18 protein-coding genes and 1 other RNA gene are annotated in these 18,876 nt (G+C 36.2%); 5 read left to right on the plus strand and 14 right to left on the minus strand.

Going from position 1 to position 18,876, the window contains the following annotated elements; translation table 11 throughout:
- Positions 1 to 14: 14 nt before the first annotated feature.
- The 5 genes from MKX83_RS14955 to MKX83_RS14975 all read right to left on the minus strand — a co-directional run bounded on the left by MKX83_RS14955 (position 15) and on the right by MKX83_RS14975 (position 3,414).
- Positions 15 to 1,163, minus strand: coding sequence for a THUMP domain-containing class I SAM-dependent RNA methyltransferase (locus MKX83_RS14955; protein WP_285840841.1), 1,149 nt, complete (start codon positions 1,161 to 1,163; stop codon positions 15 to 17).
- A gap of 166 nt (positions 1,164 to 1,329) precedes the next feature.
- An RNA gene (gene rnpB / locus MKX83_RS14960) (RNase P RNA component class B) lies at positions 1,330 to 1,717 on the minus strand.
- A 77-nt stretch (positions 1,718 to 1,794) separates the two neighbouring features.
- A complete protein-coding gene (gene gpsB, locus MKX83_RS14965; protein WP_095372809.1) occupies positions 1,795 to 2,103 on the minus strand; it encodes a cell division regulator GpsB in 309 nt (102 codons plus the stop codon).
- Between the two features lie 86 nt (positions 2,104 to 2,189).
- Entirely contained in the window at positions 2,190 to 2,753 is a 564-nt protein-coding gene (locus MKX83_RS14970) for a DUF1273 domain-containing protein (RefSeq protein WP_340975371.1), read from the minus strand.
- 409 nt (positions 2,754 to 3,162) lie between these two features.
- Positions 3,163 to 3,414 (minus strand): CotD family spore coat protein, encoded by a 252-nt coding sequence (locus MKX83_RS14975; RefSeq protein ID WP_095372807.1) that lies wholly within the window; start codon positions 3,412 to 3,414, stop codon positions 3,163 to 3,165.
- 443 nt (positions 3,415 to 3,857) lie between these two features.
- Here MKX83_RS14975 and MKX83_RS14980 point away from each other — a divergent pair, with 443 nt between their 5' ends.
- Positions 3,858 to 4,271 (plus strand): VOC family protein, encoded by a 414-nt coding sequence (locus MKX83_RS14980; RefSeq protein ID WP_095372806.1) that lies wholly within the window; start codon positions 3,858 to 3,860, stop codon positions 4,269 to 4,271.
- 22 nt (positions 4,272 to 4,293) lie between these two features.
- On the opposite strand, the gene MKX83_RS14985 is transcribed toward MKX83_RS14980, so the two are convergent.
- Positions 4,294 to 5,550 (minus strand): ribonuclease H-like domain-containing protein, encoded by a 1,257-nt coding sequence (locus MKX83_RS14985; RefSeq protein ID WP_341056092.1) that lies wholly within the window; start codon positions 5,548 to 5,550, stop codon positions 4,294 to 4,296.
- Between the two features lie 16 nt (positions 5,551 to 5,566).
- Positions 5,567 to 7,831, minus strand: coding sequence for a DEAD/DEAH box helicase (locus tag MKX83_RS14990; RefSeq protein WP_328197624.1), 2,265 nt, complete (start codon positions 7,829 to 7,831; stop codon positions 5,567 to 5,569).
- A gap of 173 nt (positions 7,832 to 8,004) precedes the next feature.
- Here MKX83_RS14990 and MKX83_RS14995 point away from each other — a divergent pair, with 173 nt between their 5' ends.
- Positions 8,005 to 8,451, plus strand: coding sequence for an Hsp20/alpha crystallin family protein (locus MKX83_RS14995; protein ID WP_095372803.1), 447 nt, complete (start codon positions 8,005 to 8,007; stop codon positions 8,449 to 8,451).
- A 28-nt stretch (positions 8,452 to 8,479) separates the two neighbouring features.
- Here the strand turns inward: MKX83_RS14995 and MKX83_RS15000 are convergent, their stop codons facing one another.
- The 3 genes from MKX83_RS15000 to MKX83_RS15010 form a co-directional block, all read right to left on the minus strand.
- Positions 8,480 to 10,798 carry an ABC transporter permease gene (locus MKX83_RS15000; protein WP_341056098.1) on the minus strand — a complete coding sequence of 773 codons (2,319 nt, stop codon included), beginning with the start codon at positions 10,796 to 10,798 and terminating at the stop codon, positions 8,480 to 8,482.
- A complete protein-coding gene (locus tag MKX83_RS15005) occupies positions 10,791 to 11,657 on the minus strand; it encodes an ABC transporter permease subunit (RefSeq protein ID WP_307313084.1) in 867 nt (288 codons plus the stop codon). The genes MKX83_RS15000 and MKX83_RS15005 overlap by 8 nt, the downstream gene beginning before the upstream one ends.
- Before the next feature lie 363 nt (positions 11,658 to 12,020).
- The gene (locus MKX83_RS15010) at positions 12,021 to 12,596 is read right to left on the minus strand and encodes a YppG family protein (protein ID WP_233435226.1); all 576 of its coding nucleotides are present in this window, start codon (positions 12,594 to 12,596) and stop codon (positions 12,021 to 12,023) included.
- A gap of 298 nt (positions 12,597 to 12,894) precedes the next feature.
- Between MKX83_RS15010 and MKX83_RS15015 the strand changes: the two genes are divergently transcribed.
- Positions 12,895 to 13,107 (plus strand): YppF family protein, encoded by a 213-nt coding sequence (locus tag MKX83_RS15015; protein ID WP_095372800.1) that lies wholly within the window; start codon positions 12,895 to 12,897, stop codon positions 13,105 to 13,107.
- Between the two features lie 178 nt (positions 13,108 to 13,285).
- Here MKX83_RS15015 and MKX83_RS15020 read toward each other — a convergent pair whose 3' ends face one another.
- Positions 13,286 to 13,648, minus strand: a complete 363-nt coding sequence (locus MKX83_RS15020) for a DUF1798 family protein (protein ID WP_341056103.1) — start codon at positions 13,646 to 13,648, stop codon at positions 13,286 to 13,288.
- Between the two features lie 81 nt (positions 13,649 to 13,729).
- On the minus strand, positions 13,730 to 13,990 hold the full coding sequence (locus MKX83_RS15025; protein ID WP_307313076.1) for a hypothetical protein: 261 nt from the start codon (positions 13,988 to 13,990) through the stop codon (positions 13,730 to 13,732).
- 319 nt (positions 13,991 to 14,309) lie between these two features.
- On the opposite strand from MKX83_RS15025, the gene recU reads away from it, so the two are divergent.
- Both recU and MKX83_RS15035 read left to right on the plus strand, forming a co-directional pair.
- Positions 14,310 to 14,930, plus strand: coding sequence for a Holliday junction resolvase RecU (recU, locus tag MKX83_RS15030; protein ID WP_095372797.1), 621 nt, complete (start codon positions 14,310 to 14,312; stop codon positions 14,928 to 14,930).
- A gap of 27 nt (positions 14,931 to 14,957) precedes the next feature.
- Positions 14,958 to 17,594 carry a transglycosylase domain-containing protein gene (locus MKX83_RS15035; RefSeq protein WP_341056106.1) on the plus strand — a complete coding sequence of 879 codons (2,637 nt, stop codon included), beginning with the start codon at positions 14,958 to 14,960 and terminating at the stop codon, positions 17,592 to 17,594.
- Between the two features lie 124 nt (positions 17,595 to 17,718).
- Here MKX83_RS15035 and MKX83_RS15040 read toward each other — a convergent pair whose 3' ends face one another.
- Positions 17,719 to 18,198 (minus strand): YpoC family protein, encoded by a 480-nt coding sequence (locus tag MKX83_RS15040; RefSeq protein ID WP_095372795.1) that lies wholly within the window; start codon positions 18,196 to 18,198, stop codon positions 17,719 to 17,721.
- A gap of 6 nt (positions 18,199 to 18,204) precedes the next feature.
- Positions 18,205 to 18,858 (minus strand): endonuclease III, encoded by a 654-nt coding sequence (gene nth / locus MKX83_RS15045; protein WP_095372794.1) that lies wholly within the window; start codon positions 18,856 to 18,858, stop codon positions 18,205 to 18,207.
- Between the last annotated feature and the right edge of the window lie 18 nt (positions 18,859 to 18,876).

Genomic DNA, 18,876 nt, shown 5'->3' on the forward strand with positions numbered 1-18,876 from the left:
TCATGGAGAGTCCATTAATTATTGCGTGGAGGTCGCTTGCCCCAATATTGATAGTAGTCTGTTTTAATAAACCCATTAAAAAGTTTTCTTTTCTTTGTTGCAGGTTTTCCAAACACTTGTTCAAATTCTTCATCAGAAGTAAGGATATAAATAGACCATGTATCAAGTAAAGACAAAGCTTCACCCATTTCTTTATACATTCTTTGGACTGCTGGTTTATCACCTAACCGCTCACCATATGGCGGATTTCCTACAATGACACCGTAGTCCTTTGTTGTTGTAAAATCACGTACTTGCATCTGTTTAAATTGCACAAGATCGCCAAGTCCCGCTTCAAAAGCATTCTCTTCAGCAATTTTCACCATTCGATGATCGATATCCGTTCCAGTAATGTCTAGTGGTTGATCATAATTAGCAAGATCCTCCGCTTCCATTCTTACCTCATCCCAAACTTTAGTAGGGATAATGCCCCAACCTTCTGAAACAAATTCTCTGTTAAAACCAGGAGCGATATTCTGACCTATTAAAGCAGCTTCAATAGGTATCGTTCCTGACCCGCAAAAAGGATCGACAAATGGTTTGTCTGGATGCCAATTAGTAAGCATGATCAGTGAAGCTGCTAAAGTTTCCTTTATTGGCGCTTCACCTTGTCCAGTTCGATAACCTCTTTTATGCAATCCACTTCCACTCGTATCGATTGTTATTGTTGCTACATCCTTAAGAAGAGCCACTTCAATCTTGTACAATGGGCCATTCTCATCTAACCAACCATTTGTTTTATAATGATGCCTCAATCGTTCGACAATCGCTTTTTTTACAATTCCTTGACAATCAGGAACACTGAATAGTTTGGACTTAACGGATTTACCCGAAACAGGAAACTCTGCATTTTCCGGAAGAAATGCTTCCCATGGTAAAGCCTTTGTTTTCTCAAATAATTCATCAAAAGTTTTTGCTTTAAATTCTCCCACTTTGATTTTGATACGATCAGCAGTTCTTAACCACATATTGCTTCGTGCAATCGCATGCGCATCACCTTCAAAAGTGATTTTTCCATTATCAACTTGACATTCATAGCCAAGCGCACGAACTTCCTTGGCTACAAGTGCCTCTAGCCCCATTGCAGAGGTGGCAATCAATTGAAATTTAGACACAACGTTCATCCTTTTATCTCTTATTCGGTCTCGCTTAACAGCAAGTTTATTAAGTCTAAGCATATAATTTCGTTTATTAAAGTACACCTAATTAACTGATTTCTATTCTTTAATTGAAAGAAAAGCTCTCCTTATAATAGGAGAGCCTATAATTTCTTTTTTTACATTAATTCCGTTCTGTAAGCCATGTTTTGTTCTACGTACTACAAACGGCAATGTATTGCCTCGTACATAGTGGTAATCATCTATCTACAGACGAATACGCCTGTCCTTCCTATCAGTTCATTTCCTTTAGGAAAGTGCCCCTACCATAATTTGGGTTTCTCACTCGCGGGGTTTACCTCGTTCCACTCTTCTCATTTCTGAGAAGACTTCGTCACTGTGGCACTTTTATAGGTATTCATACCCTATCTTTAAAAAGACTTAGGTATTTTCCCTGCCGTCAACTGTTAAAGTTGCCCTAGCTTATGTCTTCGCCAGGCACGAACACTACTGGCATCTCAGCCTGTGTGAGCATGGACTTTCCTCTACAATTTAAAAAATTGCAGCGATTACCCGAACGTTATTAATGATACAACGAATATTATATGTAATATTCTTATGAATAGCAAGGGCTTTTTTGAAAGTCACTAATGTTTAATTAATCGTACAATTTACTCCCAAATACATGCTTCTCTAAATTTGATAACCTTTTAAGGATATCAAAATTTGTTGTACCAGCTGGTTGAGAAGCTGCTTGAGGTCTTTTATTATTAGACTCCTCAAGTTCTTTTCTTAATTTCAAGTTTTCATGTTGTAATTCTTCAATTTCAGTGTGGAAGGTTTCATAATCTTTAATAATTAAATCTAAAAACTTATCTACATCTTCAGGTTTGTAGCCTCTCATGGCGGTTTTAAATTCTTTTTCTAATATATCCTTACTCGTTAATTTTACTTTATCAGATAGCATTATACTCACCTCTAGTATCGCCAATAGTATTCTTTATTTTTTCAAATAACAACACTTTTGTCAATTTAATTTATCGGTTTCACGCGTTAAAATCCATCTTGGGTCATTTGATCTTCTTCTACTATTAATTGTATATCATAAAACGAGATTTGATGTATGGAGTAATTTTTTTTATTTTGATAATTAAGTGCCTCTTCAAATAAATATTTGGGAGACCCTTCTTTTTCCGTATCATAAAAAAGGATAAGACAATCACTCTTCGATAGATGAAAAATGTTTTTCATTTTAAATTGATTAGGATTTTCATAAGGCTTACGCGAAACTGCATCAACATAATCAGCACTTGCTACAATTGATTCATACCATTCCTTATTATCTTCTTTCCAATTCCCCTCTACATTTAAAAAAGGCGTAATCACACCTAACTGTAAGTGTTCAAATCCTTCCTCCTGCAACTCGTACACGACCTCTGCAGCCCATAGCTCCGTTCCAAGCTGTCCACTAATGAGCACCCACTCTAATCCTTCATCAAGTAATGAAAGCAATTGTTTTTTTATGGCTCTTTTAATATACGTCACTGCTTGTTCATCTTTTTTAAAAATTCCTAATTCGAAAGGCTTATAACCTGATACAGTGGTTACTTTTACCAATTTTAACTTCTCCTTGCGTCTATTTCAAATACTTATTAGCCTAATTTTAACATATTCCCTTATTTAAATCGAAAGATTATAAAGAGAGGACAAGATATCTTTAGTTTTAACGTGATGATACCTGGAAATGATAGAGTTTCTCTTCCCTTATATGTCGAACCAATCTTTTCTAATAAGTGAACTTTTTAAACCAGCTTTATTTTTATTCCTACATTAATCGTATATTTACGAGCAAGTTTCTCAGCTTTCTTTCCTCACTTTGCTCATTATTGAGAAAGTTCGGATAGCAAACCGAAATTCAATCATAATATGCCCTTCAAATACATGTTGTATATTCTTTTTCTCACGCTATTAGTGAATAATTAAAAAAGGACCCATACAATATTATGAGCCCTTTAGTGATTCATGTTCAATATCTTCTAAACCTTCTGTTGAAAGGATGAACTGGCAAAGGGCGATACGGTACTTGCCCATGTAAAGCCGGTACTTCTGAAGAAGGATGATTGAAATGTACATGCTGATAATTAATATGTTTCACTGTTGTCGTATGACTGGGATGAAAATGTGGAATAATGATGGTCTCATAAACATGGTTAACATGATGATTAGTTGGATGAACAATCGGTTGCAAGTCATTTGGTTTAGGTGGAAATTGGTGCATAAAAATCTCTCCTCTCAATCGATAAAAAAACCTTTTTTTCATTCTATGAGAAGTTAGGAAATCTGCCCTGAGAAATTCACCTATAATCGCACCCAAATTATTTCATTATATAAATAGTAAACTATAAAAACTATCCTTCATCGTGGTCATAAACACGGCTGTAATAATAACGACAAAAAAGAAAATATATAAAATAGCTCTGTACATTTAAATATCATCCTCGCAATTAGCATTCATTTCATACACGGAATATTGTACAAGGAAATATCTTATAAAACAACTAAGAAAGTTGTCCTTTTTAGTGGTGTTTTTTTACAAATACAAATCCGAATGTCGCAAACGAAGTAAGTCTAAAGTCTTATAAAATTTCAGACAGCAATCTGTCGGCAAAGAACCTTTCCTCTTTCTATAATAGGATTGAAGAAAGAAATGGAGGTTTTCCAATGACAAAGATATGGTCAAACGGCGCAGCTGTTGCTCAAGTAAGAGTCGCACGTCCGACAAATCAACTAACAGAAATAGAACGGTTTTATTGCAGCGGTTTAGGGTTACAAAAGATAGGGTCTTTCCAAGGTCATAGTGGATATCAAGGTATAATGATTGGTTTACCAAATGCTAGTTATCACTTAGAAATAATCCAACACGAATCTGGACAGCCTGTTCCTTCACCTACAAAAGAAGACCTATTAGTTTTTTATATTCCTCAATTATCAGAAATCCTAGAAATAAAAAATAGGTTGCATAGCTTGGGATACCACTCTGTTTTACCAGAGAACCCGTACTGGGAGGAGAAGGGTTTCACATTTGCAGACCCTGATGGCTGGGGAGTCATTTTAATGAATACTTCAGGTATATAAACAAAGCTTTCCACCGGGACAATTACTCATCCTGGTGGATCCTTTTCTGTAATTTCCTTAAGAGTCTTTCACGCCGTTTATACAGACTCTCTTTATGCTTTTTATATTTCTCTTTCGTTTCAATTTGCTTTAACGCCTTATCTGTATATTGTATCGCTCTCATGAGATCAGGCAGCCTGTGTTCATATATTTTTGCCAATTCAACACATGCACTAAATTTTTCTTGGTCATCACCATCAGAGGAAACCATCTGCCATAACTCTGCTGCTTTAACCCATTGCTTTTTCTTTTTTAACTGCCAAGCCAGCTGATGTTTCGCTTTTATACCTGCCACATCATTCATTTGTGCTAATTCTTCATACCCCTCTTGCGCTTTTTTGATTTCACCAATAGAGCTAAACCACCTTGCTGTCTCATAGGCTTCTCTTGTGGTTTGCTCTTTATCTAACCCTAGTAATTGGTTAGACAAGTGGATATATAATGTGATCAGTGAGAGGATGTCTATTTCATTATGTTTCATTATACCTAGCATGCCTTCAGGGTTTTTAGTATCTAAATAATCAAAGTAAATCATCGGCGCAAGATAACCTGGGATATCATCCTCTCTTTTTACTCCTAATACTTCTCTTTCAACAATAGATAACTTCGTCCGCTCAAGTTTATGTTTCCATAACCTTCTTGAAGCATGATATAAATCAAAATGACCGAATGGCGGTAGTTTGGGTAAATGTTCTCGAATTAATGTATGCCGTGTTTGTAACTGGGGCCAATCAAACGCTTTACCGTTATAGGTCACCATGGTTGTATAATCAATTGATTCTAAGAAGCTTTTATATAGAGCGATTTCTCCTCCAGGGTCAGGTAATATATGTTGTTTTAATGTGACGCCTTTTCGACTCACGCTCGCATACCCTAATAAGAAAATCGTATTGCCTACTCCACCTCCAAGCCCTGTCGTTTCAGTATCAAAAAAGAACAAATCCTCTGCTTGATGGCCTCTCGCTGTTAATGGGTGACTCTCGGTAGTTTCGTTCCATTTTTCAATGACCTTATATAATTCTTGAAAGCGGTAATTTCCATGTAAGTAATCTAAGGGATAATGAATTTCTCTAATGAGACAAGTACTACCTTCTATATCATGATAAGGAGAAACATGGTGTTGTTGCCATACGTCTTGGAAAGGGAAAACGGATGGGGATTTCTGCTCTACTTCTACTTTTTTTTCGGTAGTATGAGACATATGTGATTGTAAACGATTCAATTTATTTTTTAATGACACACTTCTCACCTACTCCTTATAGCCATGTTTGAAATAACTTTAACACATCACCTTTAGCCGTCTCAGAAGAAAGATCTGTTCCAATACAAGAAGGACAACCTGAGTCACAAGGGCATCTCTCAATCATTGAGATGGCTTCTCTTATTAGTTGATCAATTTCATCGTAGACTTTCTCACTTAATCCTACACCGCCAGGGTATTTATCGTAGAAAAATAATGTTGGTTTTTCATTATGAATAGCTTTTACTTGCGGAACGACATGAACATCCGTCTGATCACACATAACGAATAATGGCACGATTGCTTTAAGGGCATGAGCGGCACCTATTAAACCTTGCTCCAGTCGTTCTTTTCCGAACATCAATCCTTCTGCAAAAAAGGTCACCCACGTAGCACTTGTATGCAATTCTTCTTCTGGTAAAGAAATGGGTCCAGAGCCGATGTTATCATGCGTATCAAATTTAATTTTTTTGAATATCGTTGCCATTGCCGTTACACTCACATCACCATAGCCAATCTGTTCGTTTCCTATTCGCTTTGTTTTATCTTCCTCTAATACTTTTAATTCGACGGCTAAGTTGGCGTCTGTATAATAATCGACTGCCACTTCTCGTACAAAAGCTTTTTTCTCTTCCCAATCTAAATACTCAACTTGAAATTGAGTACCTTGGTGGAGATAGATGGCTTCATCATGTAACAATGTCATCGCAGAAAAACGGTCCATCTCACCAATCACCTTCACATTCGCCACATCTGATTGATCGATTATGACAACATTCTCTTGCGATGCGGACCGTAAACTGACATTATGAGCTGGAAAAGAATCATTCATCCAATAATACTTGTCTAGATTTTCGTGCAGTACCTGTTCTTCAGATAAATATTCTAATACTTCTTCAGTTTCAAAGCGACCAAATGACTCTCCTTTCTTAAAAGGCAATTCATAGGCAGCACATTTAATATGATCAATGAGAATGATTAAGTTATCTGGATTGATTCTTGCTGTTTCTGGATTTCGTTTAAAGAAATAATCAGGATGATCAATGATATATTGATCTAATGGGTTTGAGCTAGCAACCATAATAACGAGTGATTCACTATGTCTACGCCCAGCTCTACCAGCTTGCTGCCAAGAACTAGAAATTGTCCCTGGATAACCAGTCATAATACAAACTTGCAGCTGACCAATATCGACGCCAAGTTCGAGTGCGTTTGTACTGACAACTCCATATATCTCTCCATGACGCAAACCCTTTTCAATCGATCTTCTCTCAGATGGAAGGTAACCGCCACGATAACCTCTGATTGCTTTCGGTCCAATCTTATGCTTGACTAGCTCTTGTAAATACTTAAGTAATACTTCCACTCTCACACGGCTTTTAGCAAAAATAATCGTTTGTACTTTGTTCATTAGCATTTCACTTGCTAGCCTTCTTACCTCGAGTGTCGCACTTCTCCTTATATTTAATGGCTTATTGACAAGCGGTGGATTATAAAACACAAAATGTTTACGGCCGCTCGGCGCACCATTATTGTCAATTAATTTCATATTTGTTTCTGTTAGCTCCTCTGCAAGTTCAAGGGGATTGGCAATAGTCGCAGAAGTGCATATAAAAACGGGTTTACTTCCATAAAACTCACAGATTCTTAATAACCTCCGTAGAACATTGGCTACATGAGAACCAAATACACCGCGATAAATATGTAATTCATCAATAATAATAAAACGAAGATTTTCAAATAATGATACCCATTTCGTATGATGTGGAAGAATTGCTGAATGAAGCATGTCCGGATTAGTCATAACAATATGGCCAGCTCTTCTCACTTTTTGTCTAATATTTGAAGGCGTGTCACCATCATATGTATAGCTATTAACGGAAAGAGATGACTCTTCAATCAATTCATTGATTTCCATTTTCTGATCCTGAGCAAGTGCTTTTGTAGGAAATAAATATAAGGCCCTTGCTTGTGGATTATTTATGATAGTCTGCAATACTGGCAAATTGTAACATAAGGTCTTTCCCGACGCTGTTGGTGTAACAGCAACAATGGACTGATGAGCCATAACGGCATCGTAACTTGAGCGCTGATGAGTATACAGACGGGATATTCCTCTTTTTTCTAAGGCGCTCATTAAATGAGGATCTAGTCCAATCGGCATATCCGCTACTTGCGCTTCCTTCTCTTCCAATGTATGCCAATACGTTATTTGTTCTCCAAATTTATCGGATTGTTTGAGCTCTTTAATCAGTTCTTGTAAATTCTTTTTCACCTTCACGTTCTTCACCTCATCACTTTATTCTAGCGAATAAACGTTCGCAGAAAAAGGTTTTTTTACGATTTATTTATTAGAATATTATTCCATCTAGCCTATTTGAGTTTTAAAATCACCCAAACTTTATCGAGTGCATAGAATAAAAGGAATGTTTGATTTATTTGGGAGGGAGTTACATGAGTGAAAAAAGAAAGGAGCCGTTCGGAGATTTAATGAAATCCATGAATCAGTTTTTTCATGATAAACCTGTAAAAAACTTCATGCAGACAATGGACGACTTTTTTAAAAATCCGTTTCCTTTCGCTACTTCTTTTCATGTAGAAGTAAATGAAAACGCCGATGATTATATTATAAAAGCGGAACTACCAGGCATAAACCGTGAACAAATTGAATTGAATGCCATTAATAATTATATTAAAATTACGATTCACCGACTCGATATTGAGACAAGTGAAGATGACTTACAACAAATATATCAAAAAAAACAGGCATTCCAACAATCAACTAGGACGATCCCTTTACCTTTTATTATCGATGAAAGCACCATTCAAGCTTCTCACACAAATGGCTTACTCATCGTAAAAGTGCCTAAACCAAAAGGTAAAAGGATCAGCTTACAATAATATAATGACTGTAAAGCAAGTAGTAAATCTATTTTCTACTTGCTTCTGTATTTAACCACTGATTAAAAGCTCCTGAAGGTACACTGAAGTAGTCTCGTGTAAACTGAAGGAAAATTTCAGTATCTACTTCTCTTCCGGCAAACTGTTCGTAAAAGGAAGATAAATATTTCTCACCTACTTCTTCGGGACTAATCCCTCTATAAGCGTAATGTTCTTCGATTAATTCGATTATTTCCCAAGCAGGTTGTGCATTTAATATGGCTTCATGTTCAACCTCATTGATATTGGTATTGGATACTTGGCTTCCATTCACATGCTTTTCTAATGTCCCTAATTCTTCTTGTAAGTAAGCCAAAGCCTGTTGCTTACTTTCCTCACCTTGATCAACGCCGTATTGATAAGCAGCTAAATGCGATAGACCCGATCCAATCCAGCTATCATTTTGAGGATCCTGACTGATAGCCGATGCATAATAGAGAGCAGCCACCTCTTTAGCTAATATATATGGATTCCGAGCTTCTTCTGGATTCAGCATGACCATACCAGGCACACTCTCAGTTTCCAAGGAATCGCTAATAAAAATATCTGCTTGCTTAAATGGTAGAGGTGCTATCGCCTCTTCAAAATAATCAAAAACTGCCATGATCTCTTCTTCAGCTAAGTCCTTCCGTGATGAAGATTGATGCAAAAAGCTAACCTGCGTATCCTTTTGTGTAATCCTTTCACTTTTCTCCCAATTATCAGATACAATAGAAAAGGAGAAATTCTTCACATCATCGATGGAAACCTCTTCCTTGTCATTCTCAATAGCAGAAGATATAAATGTATATCCTGGTTGAAGGTCATAACTCACTTTAAATGAAGACAATAATGCATGATGATGATGAATATATGGATTATCTTTTGTCGCTTCTGCCCATCTTCCGTTTTTATATAGTGCTAAGGTAAAATACCAGTCTTGGAAAATATCAGCATCCTCTATTCCTCTCATTCTATAGTTAAATTGCACATCAAATTGACTCTCGCCTTGCCATTTTTTAGGTAACGTAATGTAATAAACGTCATCCTTTATTTCATATGGTAGATTTTCCTGGTTTACAATGATTTCATTCAGTTCTAATTGAGCTAAATTTCTCGGTGCAAAAAAAATGAGCTCTTTCCATTTATCTTCTGATTCGTTCTTAACTGACACTTCTTCTTTCACTGTAAACTCATTTGCACTTTCCATGGAAAGCTCTAAAGAATAGTCTCCTTTATTTTCATTTGTTACACCAATTTTCGAATCACTATATTGATTAACAAATATACCACCTAAAACAAATAATAGTAAAAGGATAGCAAAACCTACTTTATGTAAACTAAAGTTTAAAAATCGCTTTTCTCCTAATCTTTTTCGTGTTGGTCTCCCTTTTGGTTTAATTCCAGTTTTGATCCAAGGCATTCTAGCATAATCTGTTTGGAATTTATTTTTTAACCCCGCGGTTAATAAGCTAAAAGATATCGTGGTTATTAACAAAATGATAAGTGGCACCATTAAAATATATTGATTGCCCATCAAATTCTCTCTCGCTTGTCCAACAAGACCAGATAATTCTTTTGTAACCGATAAATAGATAACAGGATCATTTCTAACAATCGTTCCACCGATAAAAATATTTAATAAAGCTAACTGTCCCATGATTGTAATCACATAAACAATTTCCATTGTGAACATCACAAGTAAAGATTCTTTTAATTGGGGAAACACGTTACGCCATAACAGCCTCCACCTCTTTGCACCAAGAGTCATTGATGCCAAAACAAAATCTCTTTTATAAATTTCAGCTGTTTTTTGCCGAACAGAAGATACGATACTAGGAGTACCAATAAGTGAGGCAATAACGATGAAATATGCTATAAGAATAGGCGTTTCCAATATAGAACCAAAATTAATAGGCAACAAGCAGAAATATAAAATTAAAAATGCAGGTACATAACTCCAAGCTCCTTCAAAAGCGATAATGAAAGACGGTGTTTTTTTCCATGTACCAATAAACATCCCCAGTACTGTACCGATTATCATCTTTATCGTAGCAACTGCAATGGCAATCCACACCGTATATCGCAAACCATAAAGTATCATTGATAATAAATCGTACCCCCACCGATCAGTCCCTAAAGGGTAAGCCATTGATTCAAATGGTTTTAATGGTGGTGAAATGACATCGCCATCAATATACTTCACCTCTAAGGCCATGAAGATGGAGTGTGGTGCTATTTTCGGACCAAATACCGTAAAAAATAAGACAATCGTTACACTAACTATACCTAAATACAATGCGTAATTTCGATTATATATCTTATTCATAAATAAACCCTCGTTTAAATAAATAAAGTAAAAGTCTAATAACTACAAAGACAAGTAGAGAAATGAATAGCATGCCAAATAGCCCGATGGCAATAGGCTGAGGATCACCAAAACTTTGAAAAACAAACTTGGTTAGACCTGACACGTTGAGCAAATATTCCACAATAAATAAATTACCGATGGCAAGGGATAAAACTTTCACCAAATCAGCTACGAGAAACGGCTCAATATTTTTATACACATGCTGAAAATTAATACGATCAACTTTCAAGCCTTTTGCTACAGCTGTACGAATATAATCTTCTCCAGCTATTAAAAAGTACCTCTCAGAAATCAATTTAAATAGATAAATAGAAGGAGCAATCGCAACAAGAACCATCGGGAACCAAATATTCAATGCACCTCCATTCGGTAAAAAGGAGACGACTCTAAAGCCCGTCCATTTATAAATATTCACCGCAAAGAGTAGAGCAAAAATAATAAAAATAAAATCTGGAATGGTTGAGATAATATTCATCATGACACGGAAAATTTTTGTTAAGTAAAATCGACTTAAGAAAATACCGAATAATAAACTTAATAGAATTGAAAGTAATACACCCACAAAAACAATATAAAAGGAAGTGAAAAAATTATCTCCAATTTCTGAAGCAATCGACCTTTGCTCCATCCCTACATAATATGTACCTAAGCTGCCGGTGCTCAACTCTTTAAAGAAATTTCCTACCATTGATGGAAATTGAGCAAAATTCAAACTAACCGTACCATTAGTAGGGTTAACTAAAACGATTGATGGTAAAGTTGCTAGAAATAAAATAAGAAAGATGACGATAATCATTTGCTGGATATAACGAACCATTTCTTTCCCCCTTCTGCTTCTTTCGTCATGCTAACTATTTTTCATCTTTCCTACATTATTGTCAATATTTTTTTGATAATTCCCCCATTTCCGAATACAGGACCTTTCATTCAGATTTATATTTATTAAATAGCCTTTCAAATGGAAGAAAAAAGGGCGGCCAAATATTACTGTGCATTACCTCTTTTTTATGATGACATGTCTGAAACAAGTCATCATAAAAAGCCATGTGATTTTTTGCGGTCACATGGCCAAAGTAAGTATATGTCTGCATTAATCCAATTAATAATTGCCACCTTAAAGAACATTGCCTTTTACTTATTCATCAATGAACCTTATGATCATCTTATTAGCATTTAAACCCTACACCTTAAAGAAACCACCGACCCCTTTTACCATTGATGACACTTGGTTTACAGCATTCATCATTTGTCCCGCTGTATCCATCATTTTATTAAAATCGAGTGAACCATCTTGTGACTTAAAGCTATTCATAATCGATTGAACATTACTAGGTTGTTTCGCAACAAAAGATTGTTTTGGATAAGGGTTCATGGTGTTATATTGGCTTTGCATATTATAAGATTTATTTACCGGCTGTTCATTGGGCTCGAGTGGATTGTGAAAATAATTCGGACTATCCTGTAAAGGGTAGTTTGGTTGGTGATTATTTACATCATGTTGAGGTGGATACATATTCCCATATGGAATTGTCTGATAGGGATAATTATTCGTGTAAGCATAATTCATTTGAGATTGATTCCATAATGGCTGTTGTTGTCCATTCATTATTGGGTGTGGAACGGACTGCATTACCGGCAGTTGTCTTATTTCAGCAGGGTAGGACATATTAGATTGGTAAGGTGCATAATATGGATTAAAGCTCCATGCAACAGGCATATTTCGTTTACTTTTCTCATTTCTTTTACGGCCAAACATGGGCAAACATCCTCCTTATTCATCATCATTATACTGTATGATGAATAGGCGAATTAGGTGATTATCCTCAATAATATTTCCATTTTAAAAAAGATATCCTTACTTTTCAATCTGTCATTAATTGTTGAACTTTGTCGGAAGTTTAAATTTTTGAAAAATAAACAATCTATTTATTTCGTGTTACTATAAATTTAAAGATTTGTTTTTTCCTACATTTCTTTAAAACTTCATATTTCATCGCATGATTGGATGAGTATCCTTTTAAGATTATTTCATTATTTGGGGGAGGAAGATTCAAATGAATATTCACGAGCTAAAGCAGAAGTTTCAACAAGTGAAGGAAGTTAAGCCAGATCACGCGAACCAACTACTAGATTTCTCTAAACGAGCTTATATCCACAATGAAATTTCCATTTTGGATTATCGAAATCTTGTTCGTGAATTAGAATCATTAGGTGCTGTCATTCCTGAAAGTTTTTTTAAAGACGGATCCCTAATTACTATGAAATAGGAAAAAACATTCATAACTCAGAAGGAAAAAGGAGTCACTTTTTTAGTGACTCCTTTTTCCTTCTATAATTTATACTGAAGCTTGCTCTCCCTTTCCACTCATTCTGTGTAAGAAAAAGTCGCTCAATTATTTCATTCGCCCGAAGTTAGGAGCTTTAAATCCTCTGTCTTAGGCTTGTTCACACTTCACTTTCTTCTACGATTCTTAACAACGTCTCAACAACATATTTTGCAGACTGCAATTGATTTGTAAATCTCGCTTTACTTGTTTCAGGGTAAAAGGCTTGAATGGAGCATGTTTCAATTTGGTCATAGGCGGAATTAATTTGCATCGGCCACAGCTTCTTTGTTGCTTTGGACTGTAAAAAATGAAGTGCTTCTTCCTTCCATACATCCAACTCTTGTTTCACCTTGTCTGCATACGGCTTAACTTCGCCGAAAAAATCCGCTTTTTTATTTTCTTTTCTACCATCTATATAGCGCTTCTCTATCCAATCCAAATGCATTAACATCTCTTTTGAGTGTTTGGCTAGCTTGTTCATCATGTTCATCTCCAGTCATTCTGTAAAAATCATAGATGAGCTAACCTTATTGTAGCTTACGACTATACTACTCGTAAATGATTAGCGATAACCAAGTTTGTATTTCACAAAATGTGAATCCGTCGTATCTTGTTGATGAAGCTCGTCCATCGGAAACTTTTCTAATTCCTCTAACTTTTCATGACACGCTTCTACTTTTTCTATTTGTTCTTCTTGTTGATTGAACTTTAATTGTTGTAGATTCTTTTGCACAGCTGTCTCTAAAGCCTCCAATTGATTATAGATATCCTCTAGCATGAGTAACAATTCTTGTTTTTCTGTCATATTGGGTTTCATTGACAAGTCATGCCTCCTTTAAGGTCGCGTCTTTGATATAATGTACATTCGCTTTCCTATTTCTTTCTCCTTTGCGATTGACAAAACTAGAACTGATTCGGCAAAGAAAGAAGGATTTTTTATATAATGACCTTCTTTCGACAGCATATGAATAAACGTTTGAAAATATGACTAAACGGCAACACTGAAAAGAAAATGAAACATTTTTGCCTTCTATTACGTCAAATATTACAAAACAAGTACACCTTGTTGGATTAGTGCTTTTTGACCACCCGATTACATCTTGCTTCTGGTATGATAAGGTATAGTTTGTGAGGTGAAGTCTATGGCATTTCATTACCCGAACGGGAGGAAATACGTACCTGCAGAAAAAAGCACATTAGAAAAAAGTAAACGCAAGAATCCGTCATATGGTAAAAGAGGTATGACATTGGAGGACGATATTAACGACAGCAACCAATATTACTTAGATAGAGGGATCGCGGTCATACACAAGAAACCAACACCAGTACAGATTGTTCAAGTGGATTATCCTGCAAGAAGTGCAGCCGTTATTAAAGAAGCATACTTTAAACAGGCATCCACAACTGACTATAACGGCATTTATAAGGGTAAGTATATTGATTTCGAAGCAAAGGAAACTAAAAACACTACTTCATTTCCTTTTAATAACTTCCATTTACATCAAATTGAACATATGAGGAACATCATTAAACAAAGGGGCATTTGCTTTGTCATTTTACGCTTTTCGACAACTGACGAGTTATTTTTACTAGAGGCTAAGGAATTACTCGTTTTTTGGGAACGTATGGAAAATGGTGGAAGGAAATCGATGACAAAGGATGAAGTGAGAGAAAAAGGGCATCGCATAATACTTGGCTTTCAACCAAGAATTGATTATATTAAGATATTAGATAACATTTATCAGCTTGATAGCTCAACATAAGGTTTGAGATAGAAAGGAAGGACTTATATGTCAGAACAGTATAAATCTAGGGAGGAGCGCCGAAAACAACAACAGCAATCACCTAAACCGAAGAAGAAAAAATCAGGGAAAACGCTATTCAAGAAGATTTTTCTCACATTAATTGCACTCGGTATTGTTGGGATGATTGCAGGCGCAGCTACATTTGCCTTTATGGTTAAGGATGCTCCCGAGCTAGATCCAGCACTATTAAAGGACCCTATTCCGTCGGTACTTCTCGATATAAATGGAGAAAAAATTACGGAAGTCGGTGCTGGAAATTTAGATTATGTTGAATATGAAGATATACCCGACCTTGTTGAAAATGCTTTTCTAGCAACAGAAGATGTTCGCTTTTATGAACATAATGGCATGGATTTAATTCGATTAGGTGGAGCAGTTATCGCCAACGTAACAAAAGGTTTTGGTTCTGAGGGCGCTAGTACGATTACACAACAGGTCGTAAAGAACTCATTCTTAAATAATGAAAAAACAATTAGCCGTAAAGCACAAGAGGCTTGGCTTTCATTCCAATTGGAACGAAAATATACAAAGCAAGAAATCTTTGAAATGTATGTGAATAAAATTTACATGTCAGAAAATAGTCACGGTGTTTTAACAGCATCACGTTTATATTTTGGTAAAGATTTGGATGAACTGGAGTTACATGAAGCCGCATTACTTGCAGGGATGCCGCAAAGTCCAAACAACTATAACCCGTTTACTCATCCAGAAAATGCTGAAAAACGACGTAACATTGTTTTATCTTTAATGAACCAACATGGATTCATTTCCGAAGAGCAAAAGACTGAAGCACAATCTATTCCTATCACTGAAGGGTTAGTTCCTGAAGGTGAAAGAGAAATAGAAGATGATACACCATATGATTCATTTGTCGATGTTGTCATTGATGAAGTAACTGAAAAATACCCTGACCTCGATATCTTTTCCGATGGTTTAACAATTCATACAACAGCAGACAAAGATATCCAAAAATATGTTTCAAATATCTTAAATAGCGAAGATGTCATACAATATCCAGATGAAGAATTCCAAGCAGGGATTACTTTATTAGATTCAAGTAATGGTGAAGTTCGGGCGATTGGCGGCGGACGGAATCAAGAAGTAAAACGTGGCTTCAACTTTGCCACAGACCAAAAACGTCAAGCAGGTTCAACATTTAAACCGATCGCCGGATATGCACCTGCCATTGAATTTAATCAATGGGGCACTTATCATACACTTGTTGATGAGCCATATAAATACAGTGAAGGAACCGAAGTAAATAACTGGGATAACTCGTTTAAAGGGACGATGACTATGCGCCAAGCATTGGCAGAGTCACGGAATATACCTGCTGTTAAAGCTATTCAAGAAGTGGGCACTGAGCAATCAATGGAATTTGCTAATCGACTAGGCTTTAACTTTAAAGATGAGTATTATGAGTCATCTGTACTTGGTACAAAGGCCGTTTCTCCAATGGAAATGGCAGGTGCTTATAGCGCATTTGCCAATGAAGGTTTCTATACAGATCCTCATACTGTCAAAGCCATTGAAATGCGTGATGGTACGAAGATTGACACCACACCTGAAAGTGAAGCGGTGATGAATGATTACACTGCCTTTATGATTACAGATATGCTGAAGACAGCTATCTCAAGCGGTACCGGTACAACAGCAAATATCCAGGGATTACCTGTAGCTGGAAAAACAGGAACAACAAATTATACAGCAGAAGAAAAACAAAAGTATGATATCCCTAACGGTGCAACACCAGATGCCTGGTTTGCTGGTTATACAACGAATTATACGGCAGCAATTTGGACCGGATATGAAAGTAGGAAGACTTACCTACCATCAAACGGTTACGATCAGAAGATTGCCCAAATGCTCTTTAAAAACATTATGCAATATGCTTCAGAAGGGAAAGAAACAGCTGATTTCAAAATGCCTAACTCTGTTGAAAAAGTGGCGATTGAAAAAGGTAGCAACCCTGCAAAACTAGCAAGTGAATATACACCAAGTGATCAAATTATTACAGAGTACGCTGTCAAAGGAAATGCACCAAAAACAGTCTCTGAAAAGTTCGATAAGCTTGAAGCACCGAATGGTTTCAATGCCAAATATAATAAAGAAGCCAATACGATCGAACTCGTATGGAAACATAAAGACAAAGATAATACTCAGTTTGTGGTAACCGGCGCTATTAATGATGGCGGAGCCCAAGAGCTCACGACAACATCTGAAACATCACTTACGATTGAAAATCCTGAACCTGATAGCACATATACCTTCACTGTAAAAGCGGTTCAAGATGGTAAGGAAAGTGATGCTGCCCAAACATCTGTTAACATACCGGCCAATGAAGAAGAGCCAGAAGAAGTCGAACCACCTGAAGAAGAAACGCCAGGTGATGGACAACAACCACCTGGAGACGAAGAAGGTGGCAATGATAACGAGAATGGCAATGGTGACGGAAATAACAGCGAAAATGGCGATGGTAATGGAAATAACAATGGTGAGGGCAACGATAACAACAATGGTAATGAGAATGGTAATGAGAATGGTAATGAAGATAATAGTGAAGAAGAAAATCAATCACCTGAAGAAGAACCATCACCACCAGATGAAAATCCTGAGGAATAATCGTTATTTTAAAAGCAGAGAAGCTATCTTCTCTGCTTTTATCTTACCTGTGTGATTTTCTTCAAAATATTCAAGCAGGCATTTACTTAAGTTTCTGCATAAGAAAAAAACACTCTTCGCATTTTTATTGCTTCGAGTGTTTTTTTCTTATCCTATTCTTAGCATCTAATTTAATCACTTCATTTATGAGTTCAATTAATTGAATAAAAGCTAAATGAAGTGCAGGTTGCCCCATAATAAATTGTAATCGATCGGCAAAGTTGAATGGGAGATGTACCAAGCCATCACCTATTTGTTGTTCATCCAATGATACTGGTTTTTCATTTAACCAATAAACATATTGAACTAAAAGGGCAACTCCCAAAACCATGAGTTGCTCTGCTTCCTGCTTATTTCTTTGTTGATGGGCTGATTTTAGCCTGATCTTTAATTGATCCCATTCTTTAAGAATCATTGCGATGAATCGCTCTGACTCTTCCCAAGGTTTTTCAGAAGCTATTCCTTGATACAACTTTCTTTCGTAATAAAATGGGACAAACTCTCCTACTTGATCCTGTATATTATTAAAAAAAGGATGTTGTAACCTTTTTAACCGCTCATTCATATTATTTTACGCACCTAAACTTTTCATTCTCTTTTTACCTTCTCTACAAATATCAAGAACGGGACATTCCTGACACTTTGGATTTTGTGCTTTGCAATGGTAGCGCCCAAAGAAAATTAAGCGGTGGTGGGTCACAGACCACTCTTCTTCTGGTATTTTCTTCATAAGTGCTTTTTCGACCTCTAGAACTGAATCCTTCCATCTACAAAAGCCAAGACGTTTACTTACCCTCTCCACATGTGTATCAACAGCTATTGCAGGGACATTAAAAGCCACTGATACAACCACATTCGCTGTCTTCCTTCCGACTCCTGGTAACTTTGTTAATTCATCCCGATCAGCAGGAACCACACCATCATAGTCATCTATTAACATCCGACATAGTTTTTGAATATTTTTTGCCTTATTTCTATATAAACCAATCGAGCGGATATCCTGTTGTAATTCTTCAATGGATACATTTAAATAATCCTCTGGTGTTTTGTACTTTAAAAAAAGCTTGCTCGTCACTTTGTTCACTAATACATCGGTACACTGCGCTGATAATGCCACCGCAATTACAAGTTCAAAAGGATTCTTATGAACGAGCTCGCAGTGAGCATCGGGAAACATTTCTCCCATCTTATCTAAACAATATCTAATGTCTTTCTTATTTAACATATATCATCACCATTCATA

Origin of the sequence: Cytobacillus sp. FSL M8-0252 (assembly GCF_038007345.1) — a bacterium.
Classification (GTDB): Bacteria; Bacillota; Bacilli; order Bacillales; family Cytobacillaceae; genus Cytobacillus; species Cytobacillus kochii.